The sequence below is a fragment of the Rhodococcus sp. HM1 genome (assembly GCF_023218075.1).
In the GTDB taxonomy this organism is placed as follows: Bacteria; Actinomycetota; Actinomycetes; order Mycobacteriales; family Mycobacteriaceae; genus Rhodococcus.
Genome location: NZ_JALPTB010000031.1, coordinates 46,854 through 69,196, shown reverse-complemented (window position 1 = coordinate 69,196; position 22,343 = coordinate 46,854). Strand labels below are relative to the sequence as shown.

The 22,343-nt window shown below is 67.3% G+C and carries 23 protein-coding genes; 9 read left to right on the top strand and 14 right to left on the bottom strand.

Features of this window, described 5'->3' with window-relative positions:
• Positions 1–7: 7 nt before the first annotated feature.
• Positions 8–595, top strand: a complete 588-nt coding sequence (locus M1M07_RS17275) for an NTP transferase domain-containing protein (RefSeq protein WP_248674987.1) — start codon at positions 8–10, stop codon at positions 593–595.
• A gap of 55 nt (positions 596–650) precedes the next feature.
• On the opposite strand, the gene M1M07_RS17270 is transcribed toward M1M07_RS17275, so the two are convergent.
• The gene (locus M1M07_RS17270) at positions 651–1,904 is read right to left on the bottom strand and encodes a cytochrome P450 (protein ID WP_197251761.1); all 1,254 of its coding nucleotides are present in this window, start codon (positions 1,902–1,904) and stop codon (positions 651–653) included.
• A 186-nt stretch (positions 1,905–2,090) separates the two neighbouring features.
• Here M1M07_RS17270 and M1M07_RS17265 point away from each other — a divergent pair, with 186 nt between their 5' ends.
• From M1M07_RS17265 to M1M07_RS17255, 3 genes are all read left to right on the top strand, one after another.
• Positions 2,091–3,254, top strand: coding sequence for a steroid 3-ketoacyl-CoA thiolase (locus M1M07_RS17265; protein ID WP_248674986.1), 1,164 nt, complete (start codon positions 2,091–2,093; stop codon positions 3,252–3,254).
• Between the two features lie 67 nt (positions 3,255–3,321).
• Positions 3,322–3,732: a nitroreductase family deazaflavin-dependent oxidoreductase gene (locus M1M07_RS17260; RefSeq protein WP_197251768.1), complete on the top strand. Its 411-nt coding sequence runs from the start codon at positions 3,322–3,324 to the stop codon at positions 3,730–3,732.
• A gap of 78 nt (positions 3,733–3,810) precedes the next feature.
• Positions 3,811–4,470: a GNAT family N-acetyltransferase gene (locus tag M1M07_RS17255; protein ID WP_197251760.1), complete on the top strand. Its 660-nt coding sequence runs from the start codon at positions 3,811–3,813 to the stop codon at positions 4,468–4,470.
• 56 nt (positions 4,471–4,526) lie between these two features.
• Here the strand turns inward: M1M07_RS17255 and M1M07_RS17250 are convergent, their stop codons facing one another.
• The 8 genes from M1M07_RS17250 to M1M07_RS17215 all read right to left on the bottom strand — a co-directional run bounded on the left by M1M07_RS17250 (position 4,527) and on the right by M1M07_RS17215 (position 11,689).
• Positions 4,527–5,441 carry an SDR family oxidoreductase gene (locus tag M1M07_RS17250; protein WP_197251759.1) on the bottom strand — a complete coding sequence of 305 codons (915 nt, stop codon included), beginning with the start codon at positions 5,439–5,441 and terminating at the stop codon, positions 4,527–4,529.
• A complete protein-coding gene (locus M1M07_RS17245; RefSeq protein ID WP_197251758.1) occupies positions 5,438–6,214 on the bottom strand; it encodes an SDR family oxidoreductase in 777 nt (258 codons plus the stop codon). Before M1M07_RS17245 ends, M1M07_RS17250 begins: the two co-directional genes overlap by 4 nt.
• A gap of 131 nt (positions 6,215–6,345) precedes the next feature.
• Entirely contained in the window at positions 6,346–6,957 is a 612-nt protein-coding gene (locus M1M07_RS17240; RefSeq protein WP_248674985.1) for a TetR family transcriptional regulator, read from the bottom strand.
• A gap of 240 nt (positions 6,958–7,197) precedes the next feature.
• Positions 7,198–7,677: a nuclear transport factor 2 family protein gene (locus M1M07_RS17235; protein WP_197251757.1), complete on the bottom strand. Its 480-nt coding sequence runs from the start codon at positions 7,675–7,677 to the stop codon at positions 7,198–7,200.
• Between the two features lie 9 nt (positions 7,678–7,686).
• The gene (locus tag M1M07_RS17230) at positions 7,687–8,616 is read right to left on the bottom strand and encodes a VOC family protein (protein WP_248674984.1); all 930 of its coding nucleotides are present in this window, start codon (positions 8,614–8,616) and stop codon (positions 7,687–7,689) included.
• Positions 8,617–8,652: 36 nt separating this feature from the next.
• Entirely contained in the window at positions 8,653–9,831 is a 1,179-nt protein-coding gene (locus M1M07_RS17225; RefSeq protein WP_197251756.1) for an acyl-CoA dehydrogenase family protein, read from the bottom strand.
• 99 nt (positions 9,832–9,930) lie between these two features.
• Complete coding sequence (locus tag M1M07_RS17220) at positions 9,931–10,797, bottom strand: alpha/beta fold hydrolase (RefSeq protein ID WP_197251755.1); 867 nt, start codon at positions 10,795–10,797, stop codon at positions 9,931–9,933.
• Positions 10,798–10,861: 64 nt separating this feature from the next.
• The gene (locus tag M1M07_RS17215) at positions 10,862–11,689 is read right to left on the bottom strand and encodes an IclR family transcriptional regulator (RefSeq protein ID WP_248674995.1); all 828 of its coding nucleotides are present in this window, start codon (positions 11,687–11,689) and stop codon (positions 10,862–10,864) included.
• 333 nt (positions 11,690–12,022) lie between these two features.
• Between M1M07_RS17215 and M1M07_RS17210 the strand changes: the two genes are divergently transcribed.
• Together M1M07_RS17210 and M1M07_RS17205 are read left to right on the top strand one after the other, a co-directional pair.
• Positions 12,023–12,937 (top strand): LLM class F420-dependent oxidoreductase, encoded by a 915-nt coding sequence (locus tag M1M07_RS17210; RefSeq protein WP_248674983.1) that lies wholly within the window; start codon positions 12,023–12,025, stop codon positions 12,935–12,937.
• Positions 12,938–12,940: 3 nt separating this feature from the next.
• Positions 12,941–14,086 carry an NADH:flavin oxidoreductase gene (locus M1M07_RS17205; RefSeq protein ID WP_248674982.1) on the top strand — a complete coding sequence of 382 codons (1,146 nt, stop codon included), beginning with the start codon at positions 12,941–12,943 and terminating at the stop codon, positions 14,084–14,086.
• 58 nt (positions 14,087–14,144) lie between these two features.
• Here the strand turns inward: M1M07_RS17205 and M1M07_RS17200 are convergent, their stop codons facing one another.
• Positions 14,145–14,495 (bottom strand): hypothetical protein, encoded by a 351-nt coding sequence (locus M1M07_RS17200; protein WP_197251752.1) that lies wholly within the window; start codon positions 14,493–14,495, stop codon positions 14,145–14,147.
• Between the two features lie 68 nt (positions 14,496–14,563).
• Between M1M07_RS17200 and M1M07_RS17195 the strand changes: the two genes are divergently transcribed.
• From M1M07_RS17195 to M1M07_RS17185, 3 genes are all read left to right on the top strand, one after another.
• Positions 14,564–14,947 (top strand): type VII secretion target, encoded by a 384-nt coding sequence (locus M1M07_RS17195; protein WP_282582122.1) that lies wholly within the window; start codon positions 14,564–14,566, stop codon positions 14,945–14,947.
• Positions 14,948–15,108: 161 nt separating this feature from the next.
• Positions 15,109–17,163 carry a hypothetical protein gene (locus tag M1M07_RS17190; protein WP_248674981.1) on the top strand — a complete coding sequence of 685 codons (2,055 nt, stop codon included), beginning with the start codon at positions 15,109–15,111 and terminating at the stop codon, positions 17,161–17,163.
• 275 nt (positions 17,164–17,438) lie between these two features.
• Positions 17,439–18,227: a hypothetical protein gene (locus M1M07_RS17185; RefSeq protein ID WP_197251749.1), complete on the top strand. Its 789-nt coding sequence runs from the start codon at positions 17,439–17,441 to the stop codon at positions 18,225–18,227.
• Between the two features lie 87 nt (positions 18,228–18,314).
• Here the strand turns inward: M1M07_RS17185 and M1M07_RS17180 are convergent, their stop codons facing one another.
• The 4 genes from M1M07_RS17180 to M1M07_RS17165 form a co-directional block, all read right to left on the bottom strand.
• A complete protein-coding gene (locus tag M1M07_RS17180) occupies positions 18,315–19,673 on the bottom strand; it encodes an MFS transporter (protein WP_197251767.1) in 1,359 nt (452 codons plus the stop codon).
• A 330-nt stretch (positions 19,674–20,003) separates the two neighbouring features.
• Positions 20,004–20,807, bottom strand: coding sequence for an SDR family oxidoreductase (locus M1M07_RS17175; protein ID WP_197251748.1), 804 nt, complete (start codon positions 20,805–20,807; stop codon positions 20,004–20,006).
• 51 nt (positions 20,808–20,858) lie between these two features.
• Positions 20,859–21,116 (bottom strand): hypothetical protein, encoded by a 258-nt coding sequence (locus M1M07_RS17170; RefSeq protein WP_197251747.1) that lies wholly within the window; start codon positions 21,114–21,116, stop codon positions 20,859–20,861.
• Complete coding sequence (locus tag M1M07_RS17165) at positions 21,094–22,272, bottom strand: Rieske 2Fe-2S domain-containing protein (RefSeq protein WP_248674980.1); 1,179 nt, start codon at positions 22,270–22,272, stop codon at positions 21,094–21,096. Before M1M07_RS17165 ends, M1M07_RS17170 begins: the two co-directional genes overlap by 23 nt.
• Positions 22,273–22,343: the final 71 nt, after the last annotated feature.

The following is a 22,343-nucleotide window of genomic DNA, read 5'->3' as shown; positions in this document are numbered from 1 at the left end:
TCGGCCCATGACCGTGGCCGGGATCGTTCTCGCCGCAGGGGACGGCTCGCGGTTGGGTGGTCGCGCGAAAGCGCTTCTGCCCCACCGGGGCCGTCCCCTGTTGCATACCGTCGTCGATGCGCTGCGACAGGGCGGTTGCGACGAGGTCGTCGTGGTCGTCGGTGCCTACGGAGAGGACGTTGCCGCCCAGTGCGACCCGAACGTGATCGTGGTGCGCAATCCGCTTTGGGCGGAAGGGATGTCGACGTCGTTGCGGGCGGGCGTCGATGCGTCGTCCGGGCACTCGACGGTGGCGTTGACCGTGGTGGACTTCCCCGGAATCACCGCAGAACTCGTGCACACCGTGCTGTCGGCCCACGAACCGGGAACGGTGACGCTGCCGGTGTTCGGCGACCGCCCGGGCCATCCCGTCGTGTTCGACCGCGCCGACGCGGTCGCCGCCGCCGCGCAGGCCACCGGCGACGAGGGCGCCCGGTCGTTCCTGGCACGCAATCGCGACCGCGTGCGACGTCTCGACTGCTCGTCCCTCGCCGACGCGGCGGATATCGACACTCCCGAGGACCTGCATCTCCTCGACGACCCCCGGAACGGATGATGGGTGCCTCTCCGCTCGACGACGGAGAGGCACCCATCACCGGGAGCCGCGGGGGTCAGTGCTTGACGGGGCAGCCACCCTGGGTCTTGTAATCGACCTGGAATTCCTTGATGCCGTTGAGCCACGCCGAACGCAGACGCTTCGGGTCGGCGACCTTGGTGATGTCCGGGACGAGGTCGGCGATCGCGTTGAAGATGATCTCGATCTCCATGCGGGCCAGGTTCGCGCCGAGGCAGAAGTGCGCGCCGGTGCCACCGAACGCCAAGTGCGGGTTGGGATCACGCAGGATGTTGAACTCCCGCGGGTTCTCGAACACCTCTTCGTCGTTGTTCGCCGACGCGTACAGCATCACGACACGGTCACCCTTGCGGATCTTCTGGCCGCCGAGTTCGGTGTCCTCGAGGGCGGTGCGCTGGAACGAGGTGACCGGCGTGGCCCAGCGAATGATCTCGTCGACCGCGGTCTTCGGGCGATCACGCTTGAAGATCTCCCACTGCTCGGGATGCTCGAGGAACGCGAGCATGCCGTGCGTGGTGGCGTTGCGAGTGGTCTCGTTGCCGGCGACCGCGAGGACGATGAAGAAGAATCCGAACTCCTCGGGCGAGAGTTCGTCGCCGTCGATGTCGGCCTCGATGAGCTTGGTGACGATGTCGTCGGCCGGGCATTCCTTACGGGCAGCGGCCATCTGGTAGGCGTAGCCGAGAACTTCCATCGACGCCATGGCCGGGTCGGCGGTGTTCTCCGGATCGTCGTAGCCGGTCATCTGGTTCGACCACTCGAAGATCTTGGTGCGGTCCTCCTGCGGCACACCGATCAGGTCGGCGATGGCCTGCAGCGGAAGCTCCGCCGCGATCTGGGTGACGAAGTCGCCGTTACCTTCCTTGGCAGCGGCTTCGACGATCGTGCGGGCGCGGCGCTCGAGGTCCTCGCGCAGCGCGTTGATGGCGCGGGGGGTGAAGCCGCGAGCGACGAGCTTGCGGAGTTTGGTGTGTTCCGGAGCGTCCTTGTTGAGCAGGACGTGGCGCTGCAGTTCGATGTTGGCGCGCTCCATGTCGTCACTGAAGCGCGGAATCGCGGTGTTCTCCCAGTTCGAGAACACGTCGCTGCGCCGGGAAACCTCGCGGACCTCCTCGTGCCGGGAAACGACCCAGAAGCCCTCGTCGTGGAAACCACCCTTGTCGGGGGACTTCTTGTTCCACCAGACCGGCGCCGTGCGACGCAGCTCGGCGAACTCTTCGAACGGCATGCGCCCTTCGTAGAGGTCGGGGTCGGTGAAGTCGATGCCTTCGGGAATGTTGGGCTGCGCCACCACTGAACTCTCTCCTACCCTGGCCGGTACATCACGCACCCGTGATGTGGAACACGTTCTAGATCCATTCAAACACAGGCGAGCCGCGAGACCAAGGAATCCGTGGCTCCCGGTCACTCGGACACGCCTTGTCCTCCTAGGGAACCTGTTCTATTTTGCGAAGACAGGAGCAGAAAGGAGCCCGCCGTGGGCACACCAGTCATCGTCGAGGCGGCACGCACCCCGATCGGCAAGCGCGGCGGATGGCTCGCCGGTCTGCACGCCGCCGAGATCCTCGGGGCCGCGCAGAGCGGTCTCGTCGAACGCGCCGGCATCGACCCGATGCTCGTCGAGCAGGTCATCGGCGGCTGCGTCACCCAGGCCGGGGCCCAGTCGAACAACATCACCCGCACCGCGTGGCTGCACGCCGGACTCCCCTGGCAGACCGGCGCCACCACCGTCGACTGCCAGTGCGGTTCCGCGCAGCAGGCCAACCACATGATCGCCGGTCTCATCGCGACCGGCGCCATCGACGTCGGCATCGCCTGCGGTATCGAGGCCATGTCGCAGGTTCCGTTGGGCGCCAACGTCGGTGAGCATGCAGGCCCCCGGCGTCCCGCGTCCTGGAACATCGACATGCCGGACCAGTTCGGCGCCGCCGAGCGGATCGCGCGTCGCCGCGGCATCACCCGCGAGGACGTCGACGCGCTCGGTGTCCGCTCGCAGGCACTGGCCAAGCAGGCCTGGGAGGAGGGCCGCTTCGACCGCGAGGTACTGCACGTCGTCGCGCCCGTCGTCGACAAGGAAGGCAACCTCACCGGCGAGAAGCAGACGGTCACCCGCGACCAGGGGCTGCGCGAGACGACCGCCGAGTCGCTCGCGAAGCTGAAGCCGGTCGTCGAGGGTGGCGTGCACACCGCCGGCACGTCGTCGCAGATCTCCGACGGCGCCGCCGCGGTGCTGCTCATGGACGAGGCGAAGGCGAAGGCACTCGGCCTGAAGCCGCGCGCCCGCATCGTCGCGCAGGCCCTCGTCGGCGCCGAACCCGAGTTCCACCTGGACGGCCCCGTGCAGGCCACCGCGAAGGTCTTGGAGAAGTCCGGGATGAGCATCGGCGACCTGGACCTGTTCGAGGTCAACGAGGCGTTCGCGTCGGTGCTGCTGTCGTGGGCGCAGGTCCACGGGCCGGACATGGACAAGGTGAACGTCAACGGCGGTGCGATCGCGCTCGGCCACCCGGTCGGCTCGACCGGTTCGCGGCTGATCACGACCGCGCTGCACGAGCTCGAGCGACGCGACGCGTCGACGGCGCTCATCACGATGTGCGCCGGCGGCGCCCTCGCGACCGGCACCATCATCGAGCGGATCTGAGGTGAGCACGACACCCGCCGCACCGCCCGGCCTGGACTCCAAGTGGACCGTCTCGATCATCAAGTGGATGTCACGGGCGAACGTGAAGGCCTATCGCGCCACCGGAGGCAGGATCGGCGGAAAGTGGCGGGTGGGCAGTGCCTTTCCGTGGGGTCTGCCGGTGTGCCTGCTGACCACGACGGGCCGCAGGACCGGACAGCCGCGCACGTTGCCGCTGCTGTTCCTCGAGGACGGCGACCGCGTCGTGCTCGTCGCCTCGCAGGGCGGGCAGCCCAAACATCCCCTGTGGTACCGCAACATCCAGGCGAACCCGGAGGTGACGATCCAGATCCGGTCGCGGGTGCGGACTATGCGCGCCCGCGGCGCGACACCGGAGGAGCGTGCCGCGTACTGGCCGAGACTCGTTGCGATGTACCCGGATTTCGACAAGTACCAGTCGTGGACGGAGCGCACGATCCCGGTCGTCGTGTGTGATTGAACCTTCGCCTCTTCCCCCTGGGCCCGAACCGGCAATACTGGAGGAAGTTCTGCCCGCTCTCGAGAAGGGATGTCACCCGTGACAACCACCAATCATGATCAGGTACTCGATCGTCGCGAGATCGCCGCGGCCCTGCTGCGCGCGCTCGAACGGCGCCACGAGGTCCTCGATGCCATCGTCGAGAGCGATGATCGGTCCGACGCGATCGCCACGATCGCGCAGCTGCTCGACACGAACGAGCAGTGTGCGGAGGCCGTGCTCAATCTGCCGTTCCGGCGGCTGACGAAGGCCGAGCGCAAGAAGATCCGCGCAGAGCTCGAGGATCTGGACGCGGTGCTCACCTGGACCCCGGCCGAGCGGCCCTATGCGACGGGCGCGCATTTCCGGATGCGGCCGATCGGCGACAGCACCGCGGACACGGAGCTGTTCAAGGAGCGTTGCGCCGAGCAGCTCGGCGACTCCAGCGACGAAAGGATCGCGAGCGAACGCGCCGCGGCGGCCGAACGCATCGACGACGAGACGGCGATGTGGCTCGTGGCGGAGGATCTGACCGGGGACGAGCCCAAGCCGGTCGGATTCGCGTTCGGTGAGCTGACCGGGCACGAGGTGGAGGTCCGCATCTGGGTCCGCCCCGAGCTCCGCAAGCAGGGCTACGGCACCGCGACCCTCAAGCAAGCCCGCACCGAGCTGGCCGCGTATTTCCCGGGTTCGACGCTGATCATCCGTACCCCCGCATAGTCCGTGCTCGTGCGCGGTTTCGGTAGCCACCGCCACCGAGACCGCGCACGAGTCGTTCAGGCGCCGTAGACCGGGGTCGGCGGCTGAGACCCGGCGATGAGCTTCTCGACGACCGGACCGAGTTCCTTCGGATCCCAGCGATCGCCCTTGTCGACGACCTCGCCGTGACGCCAGCCGTCGGCCACGGACACCTTGCCGCCCTCGACCTCGAAGACGCGGCCGGTGACGTCCTTGGATTCGGCGCTGCCGAGCCACACGACCAGCGGCGAGACGTTCTCCGGCGCCATCGCGTCGAAGCCTTCCTCGGGCGCGGCCATCATTTCGGCCATCGCCCCGCCGGCACCGACGGTCATGCGGGTCCGCGCGGACGGCGCGATCGCGTTGACGGTGACGCCGTAGCGGCCGAACTCGGCGGCGGCCTGGATCGTCAGGGCGGCGATGCCGGCCTTGGCTGCGGCGTAGTTCCCCTGGCCGATGCTGCCCATCAGACCCGCACCGGAGCTGGTGTTGATGATGCGGGCGTCGACGGGATTGCCGGCCTTGGACTCGTTGCGCCAGTACGTCATCGCGTGCCGCATGGGCGCGAAATGACCCTTGAGGTGCACGCGGATGACCGCGTCCCACTCCTCTTCGCTCATGTTCGCGAGCATGCGGTCGCGGAGGAATCCGGCGTTGTTGACGAGGACGTCGAGGCGGCCGAAGTTGTCGAGCGCGGTCTTGATCAGGTTCGCGGCGCCGTCCCAGTCGGCGACGTCGTCGCCGTTGACCACGGCTTCGCCACCGGCCGCGCGGATCTCCGCGACGACCTGTTCCCCGGGGGTCTCCCCGGTCACCGACCCGTCGCTGCCGACACCGATGTCGTTGACCACGACCTTGGCGCCTTCCGCGGCGAACGCCAGCGCGTGCGCCCTGCCGAGCCCCCGCCCGGCGCCTGTCACGATGACGACGCGACCGTCCAGCAGTCCACTCACTTTGCCTCCTTCGTTCGGGCCGCTGCCAGATAGGCAGGGCGTTCGCCGCCGCCGTGGACGGTCAGTGTGGATCCGCTGACGTACGCCGCCAGCGGGGATGCGAGAAATGCGGCGCAGTTGCCGATGTCGTCCGGGGTGGCCAGCCGGCCCGCCGGGACGGTCGCGCCGACGGCGGCGATACCTTCCTCGTCGCCGTAGAACAGGTGCGACTGTTCGGTGTCGACCATGCCGACCACGACCGAGTTGACCCGCACCTTCGGTGCCCATTCGACGCCCAGTGTCGTCGAGAGGCTGTCGAGGCCCGCCTTCGCGGCACCGTAGGCCGCGGTGCCGGGTGTCGGGCGGTGCGCGCTCACGCTCGAGATGTTCACGATCGAGCCGCCACTGTCCTGCTGCTGCATCACCGCGTTCGCTGCCTGCGCGACGATCAGCGGCGCGAGCAGGTTGAGTTCGACGATCTTGGCGTGGAACTTGGGGCTGGCGTCGGCGGCGAGCGCGAACGGCGAGCCACCGGCGTTGTTGACCAGCACGTCGAGCCTGCCGTGGCGGGCCACGATGGTGTCGACGAGTTCACGCACCCGATCCGGGTCACGCACGTCGCATTCGAGGAATTCTGCGGTGCGGCCGTCGATTTCGATGTCCCGCTCGGGCCGGTTCCGCGCGCACGTCACGACCGTCGCGCCTGCCCGCAGGAACGTCCGGGTGATACCGGCGCCGACCCCGCGTACACCTCCGGTGATCAGCACAACTGCGCCGTCGAGTCCCAGATCCATCCGTGCCTCCACTCCGATTGGTGCCCCAGATTCCGCGGGGCGCACTCAGGAACTTACCAAGCAATCGCTTGGTTTGTTAAGGCCGGTGTGTACTTCTGGCGGTCAGGACCGCCAAAAGGGCACACGGGCGGCTACGCCGCGAGATTCACCAACAGCAGGCGGCAGCTGCGCCTGATGTCGCTTTCGGCCTCCTCGAGGCTCGATCGGCCGTTGAGGTGAGCGATGATGACGCCGTACCAGAGCATCGACAGCAGCCGCAGCACGTCGCGGTCCGCGTCGGTGGGATCGGTGATGCCGGCGGCGTCGAGCACGATGCTCTGGAACTGCTCCTCGATCTTGACCGCGTCGGGTACCGCACCGGCGGCCGCGGTGCTGTTGGACTGCAACATCGCCAACGCCAGCGTCGGGCGCGCGACGAGTTCGCGGGTCATCTCGATCAGCGCCTCGCAGATCGCGTCCTGCGCGGAAAGACCACGATCGGGCGCCGGGTTCCGGCGGTACCCGGCGAATCGTTCGAGTCGGTGCAGCATCACACCCACGAACAGGTGCGTCTTCGACGGGAAGTATCGGTAGAGCGTTCCGATCGCCACGCCGGCCCGCTTGGCGACCTCGGTCATCTGCACGTGCGCGAGGTCGTGTTCGGTCGCGAGGTGCGCAGCCGCGTCCAGAATGCGGACGTGCCGCTCCCGCTGGTCCGCCGAAGACGGTTCGGCGCCGTCCCGCGCCACACCGATCCTGGGCATTGTCGCTCCCCTTTCCGTTCCGATCGCGACCGATTGTCCCACCGAGCGGGCCCTGGACGGTCGTTCCGGCGCGCGGCAACACGTGCGTCCGCAGAGCGGGAACCGGCCGCGGATCACGTGCGCGTCGCGGGGATCACGACATGGTGGTCGGCCGGGCCGTCGAGTACCGATGCTCGACGACCCGGCCGATGCTGTTCTACCGCGTCGCGTTCGGGATCCGCGACCGCCGGCGAATCCTGGTCAGGCCACGCCCGCGGCGAGGAGGTCGCGGGCGTCGGCGCGACCGTCGAGAACGCGCGCGATGCGCAGTTTCACCTGCCACCGGCCGTCCGCACGCACCAGCTCCCACCTGTTCGCGGTCACGCGCTTCACACGGAAACCCTTGTCCGTGTTGAGAATCAGCTGCGAATGGCAGGTGACGACCGCGGTGTCCCCGTCGATCCGGATGTTCAACGGATCGAGCAGATGGCCGCAGCCACCGTGGATGTAGCCCTGATGTGCCTCGGAACGCACCATCGCCATGATCGCGTCACGGCCCCGGTACGCACCCGAATCGACTTCGTACACCCCGTCCTCGGTCCACAGCGCGCCGACCGCCTCGGCCGAGCCGCTGTCCACGGCCGGCCCGTAGGTCGTGATGAGCTGCTGGATCGCGAGGGTGTCCTCGAGCAGTTCGACGCGTCGGACGAGTTGCTCGACGAGTGTGGTCGTATCGGTCATCGCCCCTCCCTACGATTGCGCGCTCGGCGGCGCGAACGCGGCGAGCGGTTCGGAACCGGACCAGTCGTGGCCCCAGTAACTGTCTGCGGTGATCTCCTCGGCGGTGTAGAACGTCTCGTCGACGAACATGCCCTCGGTGCCGAACTCGATGTCCCAGCCGCCGGGGGCCCGCACGTAGAACGAGATCATCTTGTCGTTCGTGTGGCGACCGAGCGTCGACGAGATCGAGAAGCCCAGCTCGCGAACACGATCCAGAGCCTGGCCGACCGCGTCGAGAGTTTCGACCTCGAGCATCAGGTGCACCAGGCCGGGCTGCTCGCTCGGCGGTGCCGGGCACAACGCGAGGCTGTGGTGACGCCGGTTGACACCGAGGAACCGCACCCGCCGCGCCGGCGGCGGTGCCGACGGACCGCCGACGCGCATCGCACCGCGCGGCAGGAAGCCGAGGACCTCGGTGTAGAACTCGTACACCCGGTCGAACCGGAAGCACGGCAGGACGACGTGCCCGAGTCCTTCCTCACCGGTGTGGAATCGGCCGGCGAACGGGGTCACGACCGGGCTGTGGTCGAGCACCGGGCCGAAGAACACCTCGACGCGGGTGCCGCCCGGATCGTCGAACGCGATGACCTGCTCGGCGTCGCGATACAACGACTCCTGCTCCGACAGCACCTCGACGGCGATACCGGCCTTCTCCACGGCCTCGCGCACCCGTTCGAGCGCGAACTGGTCGCGGACCTCCCAGCCGACGGCGAGTGCCTTGTCGGTCTCGCCGGGCAGCACGATCAGGCGTGCGCGACGCTCGTCGATCCGTAGGTACAGCCCGTCCGGTTCCGGGCCGGAGCCGATCGCCATGCCGAGTCCGTCGACGACGAGTTCACGCCATCGTGCGATGTCTGTGGTCTGGATCCTGAGATATCCCAGTCCCCTGATGTCCGTCATTGTTCGATGTTCCTTCGTGACAGGTGGATTCGGCGATCAGATCATCGAGCGCATCATGCCCTGCGGCTCCTCGCCCAGCTGGGTGAGCGTGGCCGCGTGGAAGATCGAGCCGGGCACGTGGATGGCGTGGCTCAGACCCGCGTGGGCGTCGCGCCAGAACCGCTGCAGCGGATTGGTGAGCTGCAGCGCGCCGCCACCGGCCCGCGCGAAGATCTCGTCGACGGCGCGCACGGCACGCCAGGCCGCGGCGGTCTGGGTGCGCCGGCCGATGGCCCGCATCTCGAACGTGACCTCCTGGCCCTTCTCGGTCAGGTCCCAGAAGCGATCGACGGTCTCGAGGATGGCGGCACGCGACGCGGCGATCTCGGCGGCCGCGTCACCGAGCGCGGACAGCACGTACGGATCCTGCTTGATCGCGGTGCCGGACACCGTCACCCGCGACTTCTGCGTTTCGATGTAGCAGTTGAGGGCGCCTTCGGCGATGCCGATCAGCGACGAGGTGATGCCGAGCGGGAAGATGCACGAGAACGGGAACCGGTAGAGGGTCTCGTCACGTCCGGCGTCCTTCCAGGCGACACCACCCATGACGCGTTCGGCGGACAGCGTCCGGTACTCGGGCAGGAAGGCGTTCTCGATGACGAGGTCCTTCGACCCGGTACCGCGCAGGCCCACGACGTTCCAGCTGTCGTGGTCGATGCTGTAGTCCGAACGCGGCACCAGCACGTGCAGGGACTTCGGCGGGCTCAGCCGGTTGCCGTCCTTGTCGCCGAGCGCGGCACCGATCATGACCCAGTTGCAATGGTCGGTGCCGGAGGAGAAGGACCAGCGGCCGTTGAGGATGTAACCGCCCTCGACGGGGGTGGCGACGCCCATCGGCGCGTACGGCGAGGCGATCCACGTGTCGGGATCCTCGCCCCACACCTCCTGCTGGGCCTTGGGGTCGAAGAACGCCATCTCCCAGGGGTGCACGCCGACGATGCCGGAGACCCAGCCGGTCGCCCCGTCCATGGCACCGAGACCCATTGCCGTCTCGGCGAATTCGCGCGGGTGCGCTTCGAGGCCGCCGAACTCGGCGGGCTGGAGCATCCGGATGACTCCGGAGTCTCGCAGTCGCTTGGCGCTGCGGTCGGTCAGACGCATCAGCTTGTCGCCTTCGGCGCCGTCGGCGCGGATCTCGTCGGCGAACGGGATGAGCGAATCGAGAACCTGTCCCATGATCTTCCGGCTTTCTGTATGGCGCCCGGGTGATCGGGGCGGACGTCCGTGGGAGTCGCGCCCGCCGAGCGGGATCGGAGTGGGGTGAGCGGTATCCGCTCACGCGTCCTTGCGGTTGAGGAAGGCGAGGACGGTGGCGAGCCACGCGTCGCGGGCCTCGATCATCGTCCAGTGCCCGCAGTTCGGGAACACGTGCAGTTCGCCGTTGCGCAGCTCGCGCATCGGGAGCATCGCCATGTCGACGGGGCTGACGCGATCGTCGCGTCCCCACGTGATGAGGGTCGGGGCGGTGATCTTGCCGAGTTGCGCCCAGTAGGGGGTTTCGGTGGACGCGAGCGCGGCGCGGGCACCGGCTTCGAACGCGGCCGTGCTGTACATCCGGCGTGCGATCTCGAGGGTCTTGGGTTCGGTTGCGAGTTCCCAACGCTCCTGGATCAATTCGTCGGTGATGATCGCGGGGTCGTACACCATCGAGTGGAGCCAGCGGACGAGCTTCTCGCGGGTCGGGTCGTCGGTGAATTCCATCAGCAGCCGGATGCCCTCACCGGGCGCCGGCGCGAACACCGACCGGCCGGCACCGCCGATCGTGACGAGCTTGTGCACCCGGTCGGGTTCGGCGATGGCGAACTGGGTTCCGACGATGCCGCCCATCGAGTTTCCGATGATCGAGACACGGTCGAGGCCGAGGGCGTCGAGGAAGTCGGTCACCGCGTGACGGGCCATCACCATGGGATGTCCCGCGCACGGGTCGCTGACGCCGAAGCCGGGGAATTCGAGGACGAGGCAACGGAAGTGCTCGGCAAGGTCGGCGAGCACACCCCGGTAGTTGCGCCACCCGGTCACGCCCGGACCGGAGCCGTGCAGCAACAGCAGGGGCGGTCCGTCACCGGCTTCGTGGTATCGGAGCACACCCCGGTCCGTCGTGATGGACCGCGCGGTCTCCTCGTAGCTCAGTTCCGTCGTCATGTCCGGTACATTCCCAGCGACACCGGCACCGTGCGCGCAGGCTCCCGGTGAACGGGACCCGCTGCTAGGCCCATGCTCCGGCTCCACCGGCGACGAACTGCTCGGCCGTGTCGGGGACCGTGAAGGACACGGGATCGTCGGCGAGTCGGCGCGCGCGGCGCGGCGTTCCCAGCTCGGGGTAGAGCATGCGCGAGACGTCGCGTGCGGCGTCGGCGACGAGCGGTGCGATGCGGTCGAGGTGACCGGGACGCGTCGGGCCGCACAGCGAGATGCCCGCGACCGGGCCCTGGGGGCTGCGGACGGGCGCGCCGACGCATGCCATCCCGGCCATCGCCTCACCGGTTTCGAAGGCCAGCCCGTGTCGCTGCCGGATCCGGCCCAGTTCGCGGTGCAGCACCCCGAGGTCGGAGATGGTGCGTTCGGTGCGGCGCGGCAGGCCCGCGCTGTACAGCGCGTCGACGTGCTCGGGCTGCAGGCCGGCGAGGATGGCCTTGCCGCACGCGGTCGCGTGGGCGGACACGCGGCCGCCGACGCGGGAGGTCAGGGTGGCGGCGAGCTGCCCGCCGACCTTGTCGAGGTAGACGATCTCGTTGCGATCGAGGACCGCGAGATGCGCGACCATCCCGGTCTGTAGGTGCAGTTCGTGGAGCACCGGGGCCGCCGCCTCGCGGATGCGGCCGTGACCGTTGTCCCCGGCGCCGAGCGACTTGGCGCGGCGGCCGAGACAGTAACCGAACGACGCGTGGTCGACCCATTCGAGCCGGACCATCTGGTCGAGGATGCGGTGGACGGTGGAGCGGGGCAGCCCGGTGCGGCAGGCCACCTCTTCGAGGGTGAGCCGGGAGGAGGCGTTGTCGAAGGCGTCGAGGATCAGCGTCATGCGCTCGACCATGGAGGCGGGCAGTTCACGCTGCGGCGCCGACGATCCCCGAGCCGACTCCGATGTGGTCTCGTATTCCCCTTCAGCAGCATCGAATTCGGGCATCGACGTAACCTCCTCCAACCCCTCGGACCGAGGGAGACCCCAAGAGACTGAAATTCATTCTTGTGACCGACGTAACAAGTATTGCCGATCGGCCCGTGATTGACAACATCCCACTGAACAGGAAGCACACCGGCCACCCGTTCCCCGACCGGTAGAACGGTCGGGAAGGACGATCACGCGCTTCACACCCGGGCCGCCGCCCGGGCGCGCGCCGGGTTCGCGTACGAGGGGTTCGATCGCATGTACATAGGTGTCACATCGCCCGTGGTCATCGACCACCCCGCCTCCCGCGCCGAATGGGAGCGCCACGCCGGCATCGACGAACTCGCGCGCGTCGCCGAGACCGCCGATCGCCTCGGCTACCACCACCTCACCTGCAGCGAACACGTCGCCGTCCCCACGCGGATCGCCGCCGAACGCGGCGGCGTCTACTGGGACCCGCTGGCGACCTTCGGATACCTCGCCGCACGCACCCGGCGGATCAGGCTCAACACCCGGGTGCTCGTGCTCGGCTACCACCATCCCCTCGAGATCGCCAAGCGGTACGGCACCCTCGACGCCGTCAGCGGCGGCCGGCTGATCCTCGGCCTGGGCGTCGGCAGCCTCGAGGAGGAATTCGCACTGCTCGGGGCGTCCTTCGAGGACCGCGGCGCCCGTGCCGACGAAGCGCTCCGCGCGCTGCGTGCCGGACTGTCGACCCCGAATCCCGAGTTCCACGGCACCTACTACGACTACGAGGACGTCGAGGTACGCCCGCACGCGGTGCAGCCGCGGGTGCCGTTCTGGATCGGCGGCCGCACCGGTCGGTCACTGCGTCGGGCGGTCACGCTCGGTGACGGCTGGCTGCCGTTCGGTCTCACCGTGCAGCAGATCGCCGAGATGCTGCGCAAGGTGGATCCGCCGGAGGGATTCGACGTCGTCCTCGACGCCGGTCGCCCGCTCGATCCGCTCGGCGACCGCGACGCCACCCTGCGGGCCCTCGAACGACGCCGCGCAATCGGCACCACGATCGTGAGCGCGACCTTCGCCGCCACCGGCGCGGACCACTACTGCGATCAGCTCGCGGCGCTGCGCGAGATCGCCGTCGAGACCGGGGCCGAATTCGAATCCGATTCTCCGCAAACACCTTCCGATGTCGACGAAAGCTCCCGATAACGCATGACGAGAACCCTGTCCCCACTCTTCCGGCCCCTGACGGTGCGCTCGCTCGAGCTGCCCAACCGGATCGTGATGTCGCCGATGACCCGGTCGCACTCCCCCGGCGGCGTGCCGGGGCCCGACGTCGCCGAGTACTACCGGCGACGCGCCGCCGGCGGAACCGGCCTGATCGTCACCGAGGGCGTCGCGATCGACCACCCGACGGCCGTCGACAACCCGCGGGTCCCGCGGATGCACGGCGACGACGCCCTCGACGGGTGGCGGCGCGTCGTCGACGCCGTCCACGCCGAGGGCGGCCGGATCATCCCGCAGCTGTGGCATGTCGGGCCGCTGTGGGGCGCGATGACGAGTAACGTCGACCCGGCTCTGACGCCGATGCGCCCGTCGGGTGTGTGGGGCGAGCCCGGCGTCACGACCTATTCGGACGAGTACGTCGCGCAGGCCTCGCGGCCCTGCCGGCCGATGACCGACGACGACATCACCGACGTCATCTCCGCCTACGCGCGCGCGGCGCGGGCCGCGCTGGACGTCGGGTTCGACGGGGTCGCGCTGCACGGCGGCCACGGCTACCTGCTCGACGCGTTCCTGTGGGCGAGCACCAATCGCCGCGACGACGAGTGGGGCGGCGACCTGCAGCGACGTACCCGGTTCCCGGCCGCGGTGGTCGCGGCGATCCGCGCCGGGATCGGCGAGGACGCCCCGATCTTCTTCCGGTTCTCGCAGCACAAGCAGCAGGACTACACCGCACGCATCGCGGAGACCCCGGACGAGCTGGGCACGATCCTCGGCGCCCTCGCCGACGCGGGAGTGGACGTGTTCGACGCGAGCATCCGCCGCTTCGACGTCGCCGCGTTCGAGGGCAGCGACCTGTCGCTCGCGGGGTGGGCGAAGAAACTCACCGGCGCGATGTCGATGGCCGTCGGCAGCGTCGGTATCGCGACCACGTTGCGCGAGACCCGCCTCGGCGTGGCCGCACCGTCCCGCGACAACATTCCCGAACTCGAACGACGGCTCGCCGCAGGAGAATTCGATCTCGCCGCGATCGGGCGCCTGCATCTCGCCGATCCGCAGCTCGCCACGACCCTGCGTGCCGGTGGTCCTCTCCCCGAGTTCGATCAGGGCGTGCACGCGCGCACCCTGACCTGACCCCCGCACCCGTGCGCGTTTTCGGTAGTCGGAACTACCAGAAACGCGCACAGGGTCGTCAGCGACGTTGGTCCAGCGCGGACATCAGGTAGGACACCGGTCGAACATAGTCGTCCGGATCCTGCTCACGGACCACCGGACGCTGCGGCCACGGCTTGTCCATGGCAGCCTCCACCACCGCACTGGCCTCCGCGATACGCGGATCCGCGAACAACGCCGCTTGGGTAGCACGACGACGTTCCACAAGCTCCGTGTGGGCACGTCCCATCACTTCGGTGATGTGTTCGGCGAGTGCTGCTCCGGTGCTCGCCAGCGCGCGGTCGTCGATTCGCAGCTGTTCGACGGATCCGTCGGCGCGCAGATGCACAGAGATCAGGTCGCTACTCGCGCTCGCGGTTACAGTCGTCACCTCGGAGACGAGGTCGTCGAGTCGGCCGACAAGCGGATCGGCGCCAGATCCATGCCGACGATCCCCCGATGTGTGTCCATTCTCCCCTTTGTCCGAGTCGGGTACGCTACCAGTGCGTCATCGGGGGACGACGAAGTTTCGGGGGGATTCACGCGGTGTACGTCGATACTGCGCGGGTGCGTGAGCTCGCGGCCCACATCAGCGCTACCGGCACGGATGTCGGTGACCTACGCACGGCCGACAACTACCCGGCCGTTCGTAACGGTCTTCCGGGGTCGACAGTCGCGCCGGCAGCCTTGGCACTTGCACTTCTCGTCCATACGGCCATGCAGCAGGTTTCCGCGCAGCTCCTCGACTCGGAGAACCGCTTGATGGCTACCGCCGACATCTACGAGGTCACCGAAGACGACTTTGCGGCCGACCTTTCGATCCACGGGGAGCCTCTGTGGTGACTCCGACTGTCTCCCAAGTTCTCTCCTGGACACCGGAATCACTGCGGGGACTGTGCTCGGAGTGGAGAACCGCCGCCTCCACGACCGCCGACCGCATGAAAAGCGCGGGGACCGTGACCACCGACTCCTACACATTTTGGGGTCCGGGTGCCGGTGATTCGATGCGCGACCGCGTTCACAGCATCCTCGACTCCGGGCGGAAACTCACCGCTGCTCTGGAGGACGCATGCACAACTCTCGAAGCACATCGAGGCCACCTTCAGGACGCGGTCGACGTCGCCGTGATGGCCATTCGAGCGACCATGTCAACAGGATTCACCGTCGCCGACGATGGCATGGTCACTCCCCCGCCGGCAGTTCCGGATCCCGGGCACCCGAGCGGCTCGATGATCATTGTGCAAGCGGTTGCCCTCCAGAGCAAGGCAGACGAGTTCACCCGAATCATCACTCGGCATCTCGACCAGGTCGGTGTCGCCGACGACCGGGCCGCTGTCGCGCTCACCGAGATCCTCACCGACGTGCAGAAAGCTGTCGGTCTGGATCCTGTTCTGGGAGAGGCCTATCGATCGCTCGCCGTTGCCGACGCGGTTGCCGACGGGATCGCGGTACGCAACGGGCCCCTCGAGCCCGAGGATTACAACCGGATCTGCACAATCCTCGAAGCGAGCCAGCTCTCCCCGGCGCAGCTCGAAGCACTTGCACGCGGTGAGACCGTCGACAGTGTTCCGACCGTCGTCATGGACTACCTGCGCGACTTCTATCGAGAAGCAGGTTCCGACGGTCTACTCAACCTCGCGGAGGCCCTTCGGTCCCGCGAGCAGGCAGGCGATCCGCACGCCGCCGCGCAGCTCGACGCATTGGCCAACGGTCTGCTCACTATCTCGAACGACAACGTCGGCGACGGTTGGGTCGGTGGCAGCTATGACCTGCTTCCGGACGACTTGAGAGACACGTTGTCCCGAATCAACAGCCACTCGCTCGGACCCACCTACGACGCCCTCCACGACGTTACGACAGCCTACAATGAGGGGCGGATTCCAGAAGTCGCCGCTCTGTTGGCCGAGGCCAATCCGACTTTCGTTCCCGGGGTCGAGTTCGCGACCGAACTCGACCGAGCAGCGTCGAGCATGGTCGACGTATCGACGCCGTCAGGCAGTGCAACGCTTTTCGACACCACAGCTACGAAATTTCTGGAGATCGGCACACGAAACGAGGCTGCCTCGTACGAACTGCTCACCACTCCCGGAAATGCCCGGATATTGATACCGCTACTCGAACACGACTGGGGCGACGGAGGAGTCACCGCAGGGCGGCTCGTCGACTGGATCGCCCGAGACGCAGTGGTCACCGACCCCGACAACTCGACGCGCGCTGACCGCGCCGGTGAGGCTGCTCACTCCCTTGCCACCCTGATGTCATCCTCCGGGTCGGAAACACCCCTCGCCTTCACGGATCCCACGAACACCAACCCCTACGACCGGCTCATGAACATTCCCGGAGTCGGCGACGGAAGGTCATCGCTCGGAGAAGTGAATCCGGCACTGGCACAATCGATTGCCAGCTCTCTGTCTCCGTACGTGATCGATATGGTCACCAGCGACAGAACCTTGTCGACTACATCGAATTTCGGACAGCTCGGCCCCGTCGAGACAACTCGCCTGTTCTCCATTCTCGATGGTGATCCCCATGCCGGGACCCTCATCAGCGGGCACGCGCTCGCTGCTGCCGACGAGATCGATCGCGCGTTCGCACGTTCCGATCGCGAGCCTCCTCCGATCATGCTGGGTGAAACCTCCGGACGACTGCACGCCGCGGTTGAGGGCGGGCTTGACATCGAAATCGGAGATCGGATGAACGATCTGGACGAGCGCAAGGCGGAACGTGCGACAACTCGCGCTGGGTTCTTCGGCGCCGCGCAAGCAATCGGCGCCGGTGCGGTGAGCTACCTTCCACCGCCTTGGGGCGTCGCTGCATCGACTGGAACGTACGTCGCAGGCTCGTTCCTGTCGTCCGACATCATCGACGCGGACGGAAACCTGACAAACGAATTCGCACTGTCACCTCAGGCACGATTCAGGCTGGGCGCCGGTGAGTCCGGCACGCCGGACCAGACGCAGGTCACCGACAACGAGATCAGTTACATCATGTTCAGTGAACTGGTCGCATCCGGCCGAGTATCAGGCATCGAACTGCCCGAATACCTCTGGCGCGACTAACGTCTTGCCACGTATGCCGAGATCACCGATGGCGAGGAGTCGCACTCGGCCGAACTCGACAGGCTCGGCTCCGCGGCACGGCGCGGAATCGTCGAATACATGCCGGGCATCTTCGACGATGCCGGACTTCGATCCGTCGATGGGTACCTGCACCAGCACTCGATCGCTGTCAACTCATACCGCGACATGATCTTCGGACACGCAAGTCCACAGGACTCATTCGGAACCACGATTCGGGGGTCAGGCGATCCCACTTCGATGAGCAGGTGGCCCGCATGACAACCACCCGGCAACTCTCGGGAGTTCTTGCAGCGATTGCCATCGGCTCCGCCGCCGCCTGCCACTCGGCCGGTGAACCGACTACTGAGCGCAGCACGACCTCCACTGTGACGTCTCGGTACGCCGTCGCCGCATATCAAGTGCCCGAAAATATCCGGAACTCCACCGTCGTCTGGTCAGCCGAGCCCGCCATAGATCTCCACGGTGAGCAGGCGACGCTTGTCCGCGCCGCCGTCGAGGCCGACTGGATCGCCCTCGGGAGTCCACTTACCAAGAGCTACCCAGGCTATGAACGTGCCATCGATACCGATTCCAAGGCATCCTACGAAAGGTTCGGTTCCGAGGCAGCCCGGGAATTCGGTACCGCCTACCGCCACATCATGCGCATCGAACCCCTGGAGGACGGATTCGTCGCACACACATGCCATCAAACCTCGAACGTAGCTGTCGAAAGGGAACCTGGTCGGTACCTTCGTCGGATTTACGGTGGAGACTTCGAAACTGCCATCACGTTCAAGCGCGTGGGAACGGCGACCGTACCGGGAACGCCGGAACCGACAGCGACGGCCGAAAAGGAGGAATCCGGCCGCCCTCAATGGCAGGCTCCCACCTACGACCTCTTCACCGGTTGGAACATCATCCGCGGTGACTGGTCCGGATCCGAGCACACCCAGGCCTGCCGACAGTGGGGACGACAACTCGTCACCGAAGCTCCCGAGCAGGGCACCATCGAAGTCTGGTCCGACACTCCACCCGAAACCCTGCCCGCGTTTCCCGGGTGGTGATGGCTGATGCGAAATTCATAAACGGGACCCGTGCGCGTTCCTGGTAGTTGGAGCTACCAGAAACACGCACGGGGCAGCGGGAGTCGGTCAGTCCGCGGTCCGCCGCGGGATCATCACCGTGAGCGCGATGGCCACGACCGTGCAGATCACGATCATGGCACCGACGAGGTTCAGGCCGGTGATCGTCATCGCACCCTGCGACGTGACCGTTGCGGTCAGGATCATCGTCGCGAGCGACGTGCCGACGCCCTGGCCCGCCATCCGCAGCACGGTCTGGGTGCCGGTCGTCTCGCTGGTGTTGCGTTCCGGCACGGACTCGACGACGAGGATGGGCAGCGCGGTGTATGCGAACGCCGTCGCGACCGACACCACGACCACCATCGCGGTCATCGCGAGTTCCGAACTGTGCGCGGTCAGCATCACGACGACACCGACGACGAACAGCGCGCTGCCGAGCAGCATCGACATTCGCGCGCCCACGGCCGCGGCGATCCGGCCGCTGATCGGTGTGCACGCGAATCCGAACAGCGAACCGATGAACGACAGCCACCCGGCGTGCGTCGCGGACAGACCCAGCCCGAACGACCCGGTCGTCGGGGACTGCATCACGATCGGGATGATCATGGTCACCACGCCCAGCGGACCCATCGCGATCGCGAGCGTCGCGAGCATCGTCAGGGAGAACTTGCGATCGGCGAACAGGCGCACGCTGATGAGCGGGTTCGGGACCTTCAGTTCCCACCGCACGAGCAACGCGAGCCCGGCGAGTCCACCGATGACGAGCGCGAGGAACCGCGGGTCGGACCAGCCCCACGCGCCGACCTTGTTGATGCCCAGCAGCACCGCGGCGACGGATGCGGCGAACAGGACGGCGCCGATGTAGTCGATCGCCTCCTTCGTTCCCTTCGGGGGTCGCCAGGGCAGAACGAACAGCACGAGGAACAACGCAAACAGTGAGTAGGCTGCAGCGACCACGAAGATCATGTGCCAGCTCGCGTAGTCGATGAGCAGCCCGGCGACGAGCAGCGAGGCGGCACCGGCGGTCACCGCGGTGCCCGAGATCAGCGCGACGGCGACGGGTACACGCGCGGGGGGAAGGTGCTCACGTGCCAGGCCGATGCACAGCGGCAGGATCGCGCCGGCCACGCCCTGGATCGTCCGGCCGACGATGATGCTGCCGAGGCTGTCGCCCAGGGCGCTGATGAGCGAGCCGAGGGCTGCGAGGGCGAGCAGGACGACCAACACGCGTTCGCGGCCGTACATGTCGCCCAGCCGGCCACATGCGGCCGCGGACGCCGCGGCCACCAGGAGGAACGCCGTGACGGCCCAGCCGACCGTGGTGGCGTCGCTGCCGAAATCCTTGATGAGCGTGGGGATCGCGGCGTACATCATCGATGTTTCGAAGGCGCTGATGATCTCGACGGCGATCAGCACCGCCACGATCACCCAGACGGGACGTTGGCGGGCGTAGCGCCCCTTGGCCGGTGGATCGGGAATCAGAGGTTCGACTCGAGTCGCATCGGAAGTCACAGATTCGGTTCCAGACTTTTCGGCGCACCGCGTATTGCGGTACGCGGGTGAAGGGAGGGGGAGGGAACGACGGCAACAGCCGTGTCCCACATCACTTTCCCGCTCCGAATGTGCCTGCCGCCTCCGCGGTCTCACTCAGCAGGAACCAAAAAGGAAGACGCCCAACGTATGTCGTGGGCGTCTTCCTCGAAACTTCTCGTGCGCGTTTCCGGTAGCGGGAACTACCGAAAACGCGCACGGGGCAGGTCAGCGGTTCAGCAGCGCGCGCATCGCCTCGGCCGCGCCGCGGACCAGTGCGTCGCGCGGGAATCCGCTGCGCTTGACCGCAGCCTTGTAGTTGCCGCCCGCAACCCACACCGGGCCGTCGGCGAGGTGCTCGAGACCTTCGCGGGCGACCTCCTCCGGCTCGGACACGAGCATGCCCGGCACGTCGAAGTTCAGCCCGGCACGTTCCATCGCGGGGGTACGGGTGACACCGAGAACCAGTTCGAGGACGTCGACGCCGTACGGCGCGAGCTCGAGCCACAGGCTCTCCGCGAACACCCGGCTGAAGGCCTTCGACGCCGCGTAGATGCTCTGGTGCTCCGAACCCATGTACCCGGCAAGGGATCCGAGCAACATGATCCCGCCGCGACCCATGTCCTTCATGCGCGCCCCGAACAGGTGCGCGAGCTCGACCTGCCGGTGCACGTTCAGATCGATGACGCCGCGGAAACCGTCGAGGTCGCCGGTGACGAACTCGTGGCCGTAGCTGTTGGCGCCGGCGTTGAAGATGAACAGTCCCACCTCGAGGTCCGCGGTGGCCGTGCGGATCTGCTCGACGGCGTCGTCGGCGAGCAGATCCAGTGCGAGCGTGCGCACCTCGACGCCGTGCTCGCGCACCGCGGCGGCGGTGTCCTCGAGCGGCCCCGGCTTGCGGGCGATCAGCAGCAGATCGAACCCGGCGCGGCCGAGTTCGTCGGCGAAGGCAGCGCCGACTCCCTCGGAGCCACCGGCGATCACCGCCCACCTGCCGTAACGGGCACTGTCGATCTGCAGGGTTTCGCTCATCACTGTCCTTCGGATTCCGTTGTTACGCGAGCCGACACGAATCGGATCGAACTACTGGAGGATCGGGCCGGGAATAGGCGCGTCGTCGAGGACGTCGATCAGCCCCTCGGTCGCGGCGCGGGCCACACCGGCTTCCAACGCCGAACACGTCAGGACCGGTGCACCCGGCCGGCGACCCGATCCCGCCGCGTTGCCGAGCTCATGACAGCGGCTGCGCGCCTGCGCGTTCCACTGGACCTCGGTGTGCTCCCAGCTGTTCTTCCGCACGAGCACCTGGGCCTGGCACTCACTGCACCGCAGGGGCTGCATCCGTGTCCGCCTTCGCCGCGCGGGCCGCCCGGGCGGCGACGTTCGCTTCGACTTCCTTCATCCACGCCGCGACCGGACGCGTGGTGTCCATCTCGAACTCGAACCGGTCGGTCATCTCCGGGGTCACGTCCGCGACGTCGACGTAGAACTGCTCGTACCAGCGGCGCAGCTGGTAGACCGGGCCGTCCTCCTCGCACAGCAGCGGGTTCTCGATGCGGGTCTTGTTCTTCCAGATCTCGATGTCCTGCTCGAAACCGCGGGCGATGAAATCACCGAACTTCCTGGCGGTTTCGAGGGCGACATCGTCGGGCAGCTGCGGCGACTTCTTGACGATCATGCCGTACATCAGCACGAACTTGTCGGCCGAGACCGGGTAGTGGCAGTTGAGCAGAACCGACTCGATGTCGTAGCCCTCGTACTCGTACTTCAGGTCGTCGATCATGAACGACGGTCCGAAGTACGAGGCCTCCGAGCGGCTGCCCAGCATCTTCGGCTGCCCCTCGGTGTTCGGGCGCATGTCGTCACGTGCCTTGCCGTGCATGACCTGGGTCGCGACGTGACCTTCGAAGATGTTCTTGAAGAACGTCGGGAACGAGTAGTGCACGTAGAAGAAGTGCGCCATGTCGACGATGTTGTCGATGATCTCGCGGCAGTTGGTGTCGACCTCGGTGGTGTACCAGACCCAGTCGGTCCACTCGTCGCTGGTGGCACCCTCGATGCGCGGGATCGTGACGTCGGCCGGCGGCGGGTTGCCCTCGGGGTCGTGCCAGACGAAGAACAGACCGTCCTGGTCGAGGGTGCGCCACGCGCGGGTCTTCGCGAGCGGCGGGACCCGGCGGGCGTAGGGGATGTTGGTGCACTTGCCCTTGCCGCCCCAGCGCCAGTCGTGGAACGGGCAGGCGATGTCGTCGCCCTTGATCGTTCCCTGGCTGAGGTCGCCGCCCATGTGCCTGCAGTACCCGTCGAGAACCTGCAGTTCCCCGGCGGTGTCGGCCCACACGACGAGTTTGGTGCCGAACGCCTCGACGGAGTGCGGCTTCCCGTCCCGGAAGCTCTCCGCCAGACCGAGGCAGTGCCAGCCGCGGGCGAAGCGGGTGGGAGCGGTACCGGTGACGATCTCGCGGATGTCGGAAGTACCGGTGGTTTCCAAGCTCACGGCTGGCCGTCCTTTCGGCAGTGATGGTCGGTGGGATCGAAAGTGCTACTGAGGTTTCCGTGCTCCTTCGA

Bases quoted from the DNA above. Each gene is read 5' to 3' on its own strand.
- M1M07_RS17185 (WP_197251749.1), top strand. From the start codon at position 17,439: ATGACAACCACCCGGCAACTCTCGGGAGTTCTTGCAGCGATTGCCATC.
- M1M07_RS17275 (WP_248674987.1), top strand. From the start codon at position 8: ATGACCGTGGCCGGGATCGTTCTCGCCGCAGGGGACGGCTCGCGGTTG.
- M1M07_RS17220 (WP_197251755.1), bottom strand. From the start codon at position 10,797: ATGACGACGGAACTGAGCTACGAGGAGACCGCGCGGTCCATCACGACG.
- M1M07_RS17240 (WP_248674985.1), bottom strand. From the start codon at position 6,957: ATGCCCAGGATCGGTGTGGCGCGGGACGGCGCCGAACCGTCTTCGGCG.
- M1M07_RS17225 (WP_197251756.1), bottom strand. From the start codon at position 9,831: ATGGGACAGGTTCTCGATTCGCTCATCCCGTTCGCCGACGAGATCCGC.
- M1M07_RS17245 (WP_197251758.1), bottom strand. From the start codon at position 6,214: ATGGATCTGGGACTCGACGGCGCAGTTGTGCTGATCACCGGAGGTGTA.
- M1M07_RS17205 (WP_248674982.1), top strand. From the start codon at position 12,941: ATGACGAGAACCCTGTCCCCACTCTTCCGGCCCCTGACGGTGCGCTCG.
- M1M07_RS17175 (WP_197251748.1), bottom strand. From the start codon at position 20,807: ATGAGCGAAACCCTGCAGATCGACAGTGCCCGTTACGGCAGGTGGGCG.
- M1M07_RS17235 (WP_197251757.1), bottom strand. From the start codon at position 7,677: ATGACCGATACGACCACACTCGTCGAGCAACTCGTCCGACGCGTCGAA.
- M1M07_RS17210 (WP_248674983.1), top strand. From the start codon at position 12,023: ATGTACATAGGTGTCACATCGCCCGTGGTCATCGACCACCCCGCCTCC.
- M1M07_RS17195 (WP_282582122.1), top strand. From the start codon at position 14,564: ATGTGTGTCCATTCTCCCCTTTGTCCGAGTCGGGTACGCTACCAGTGC.
- M1M07_RS17170 (WP_197251747.1), bottom strand. From the start codon at position 21,116: ATGCAGCCCCTGCGGTGCAGTGAGTGCCAGGCCCAGGTGCTCGTGCGG.
- M1M07_RS17215 (WP_248674995.1), bottom strand. From the start codon at position 11,689: ATGGTCGAGCGCATGACGCTGATCCTCGACGCCTTCGACAACGCCTCC.
- M1M07_RS17260 (WP_197251768.1), top strand. From the start codon at position 3,322: ATGTCACGGGCGAACGTGAAGGCCTATCGCGCCACCGGAGGCAGGATC.
- M1M07_RS17230 (WP_248674984.1), bottom strand. From the start codon at position 8,616: ATGACGGACATCAGGGGACTGGGATATCTCAGGATCCAGACCACAGAC.
- M1M07_RS17190 (WP_248674981.1), top strand. From the start codon at position 15,109: ATGCGCGACCGCGTTCACAGCATCCTCGACTCCGGGCGGAAACTCACC.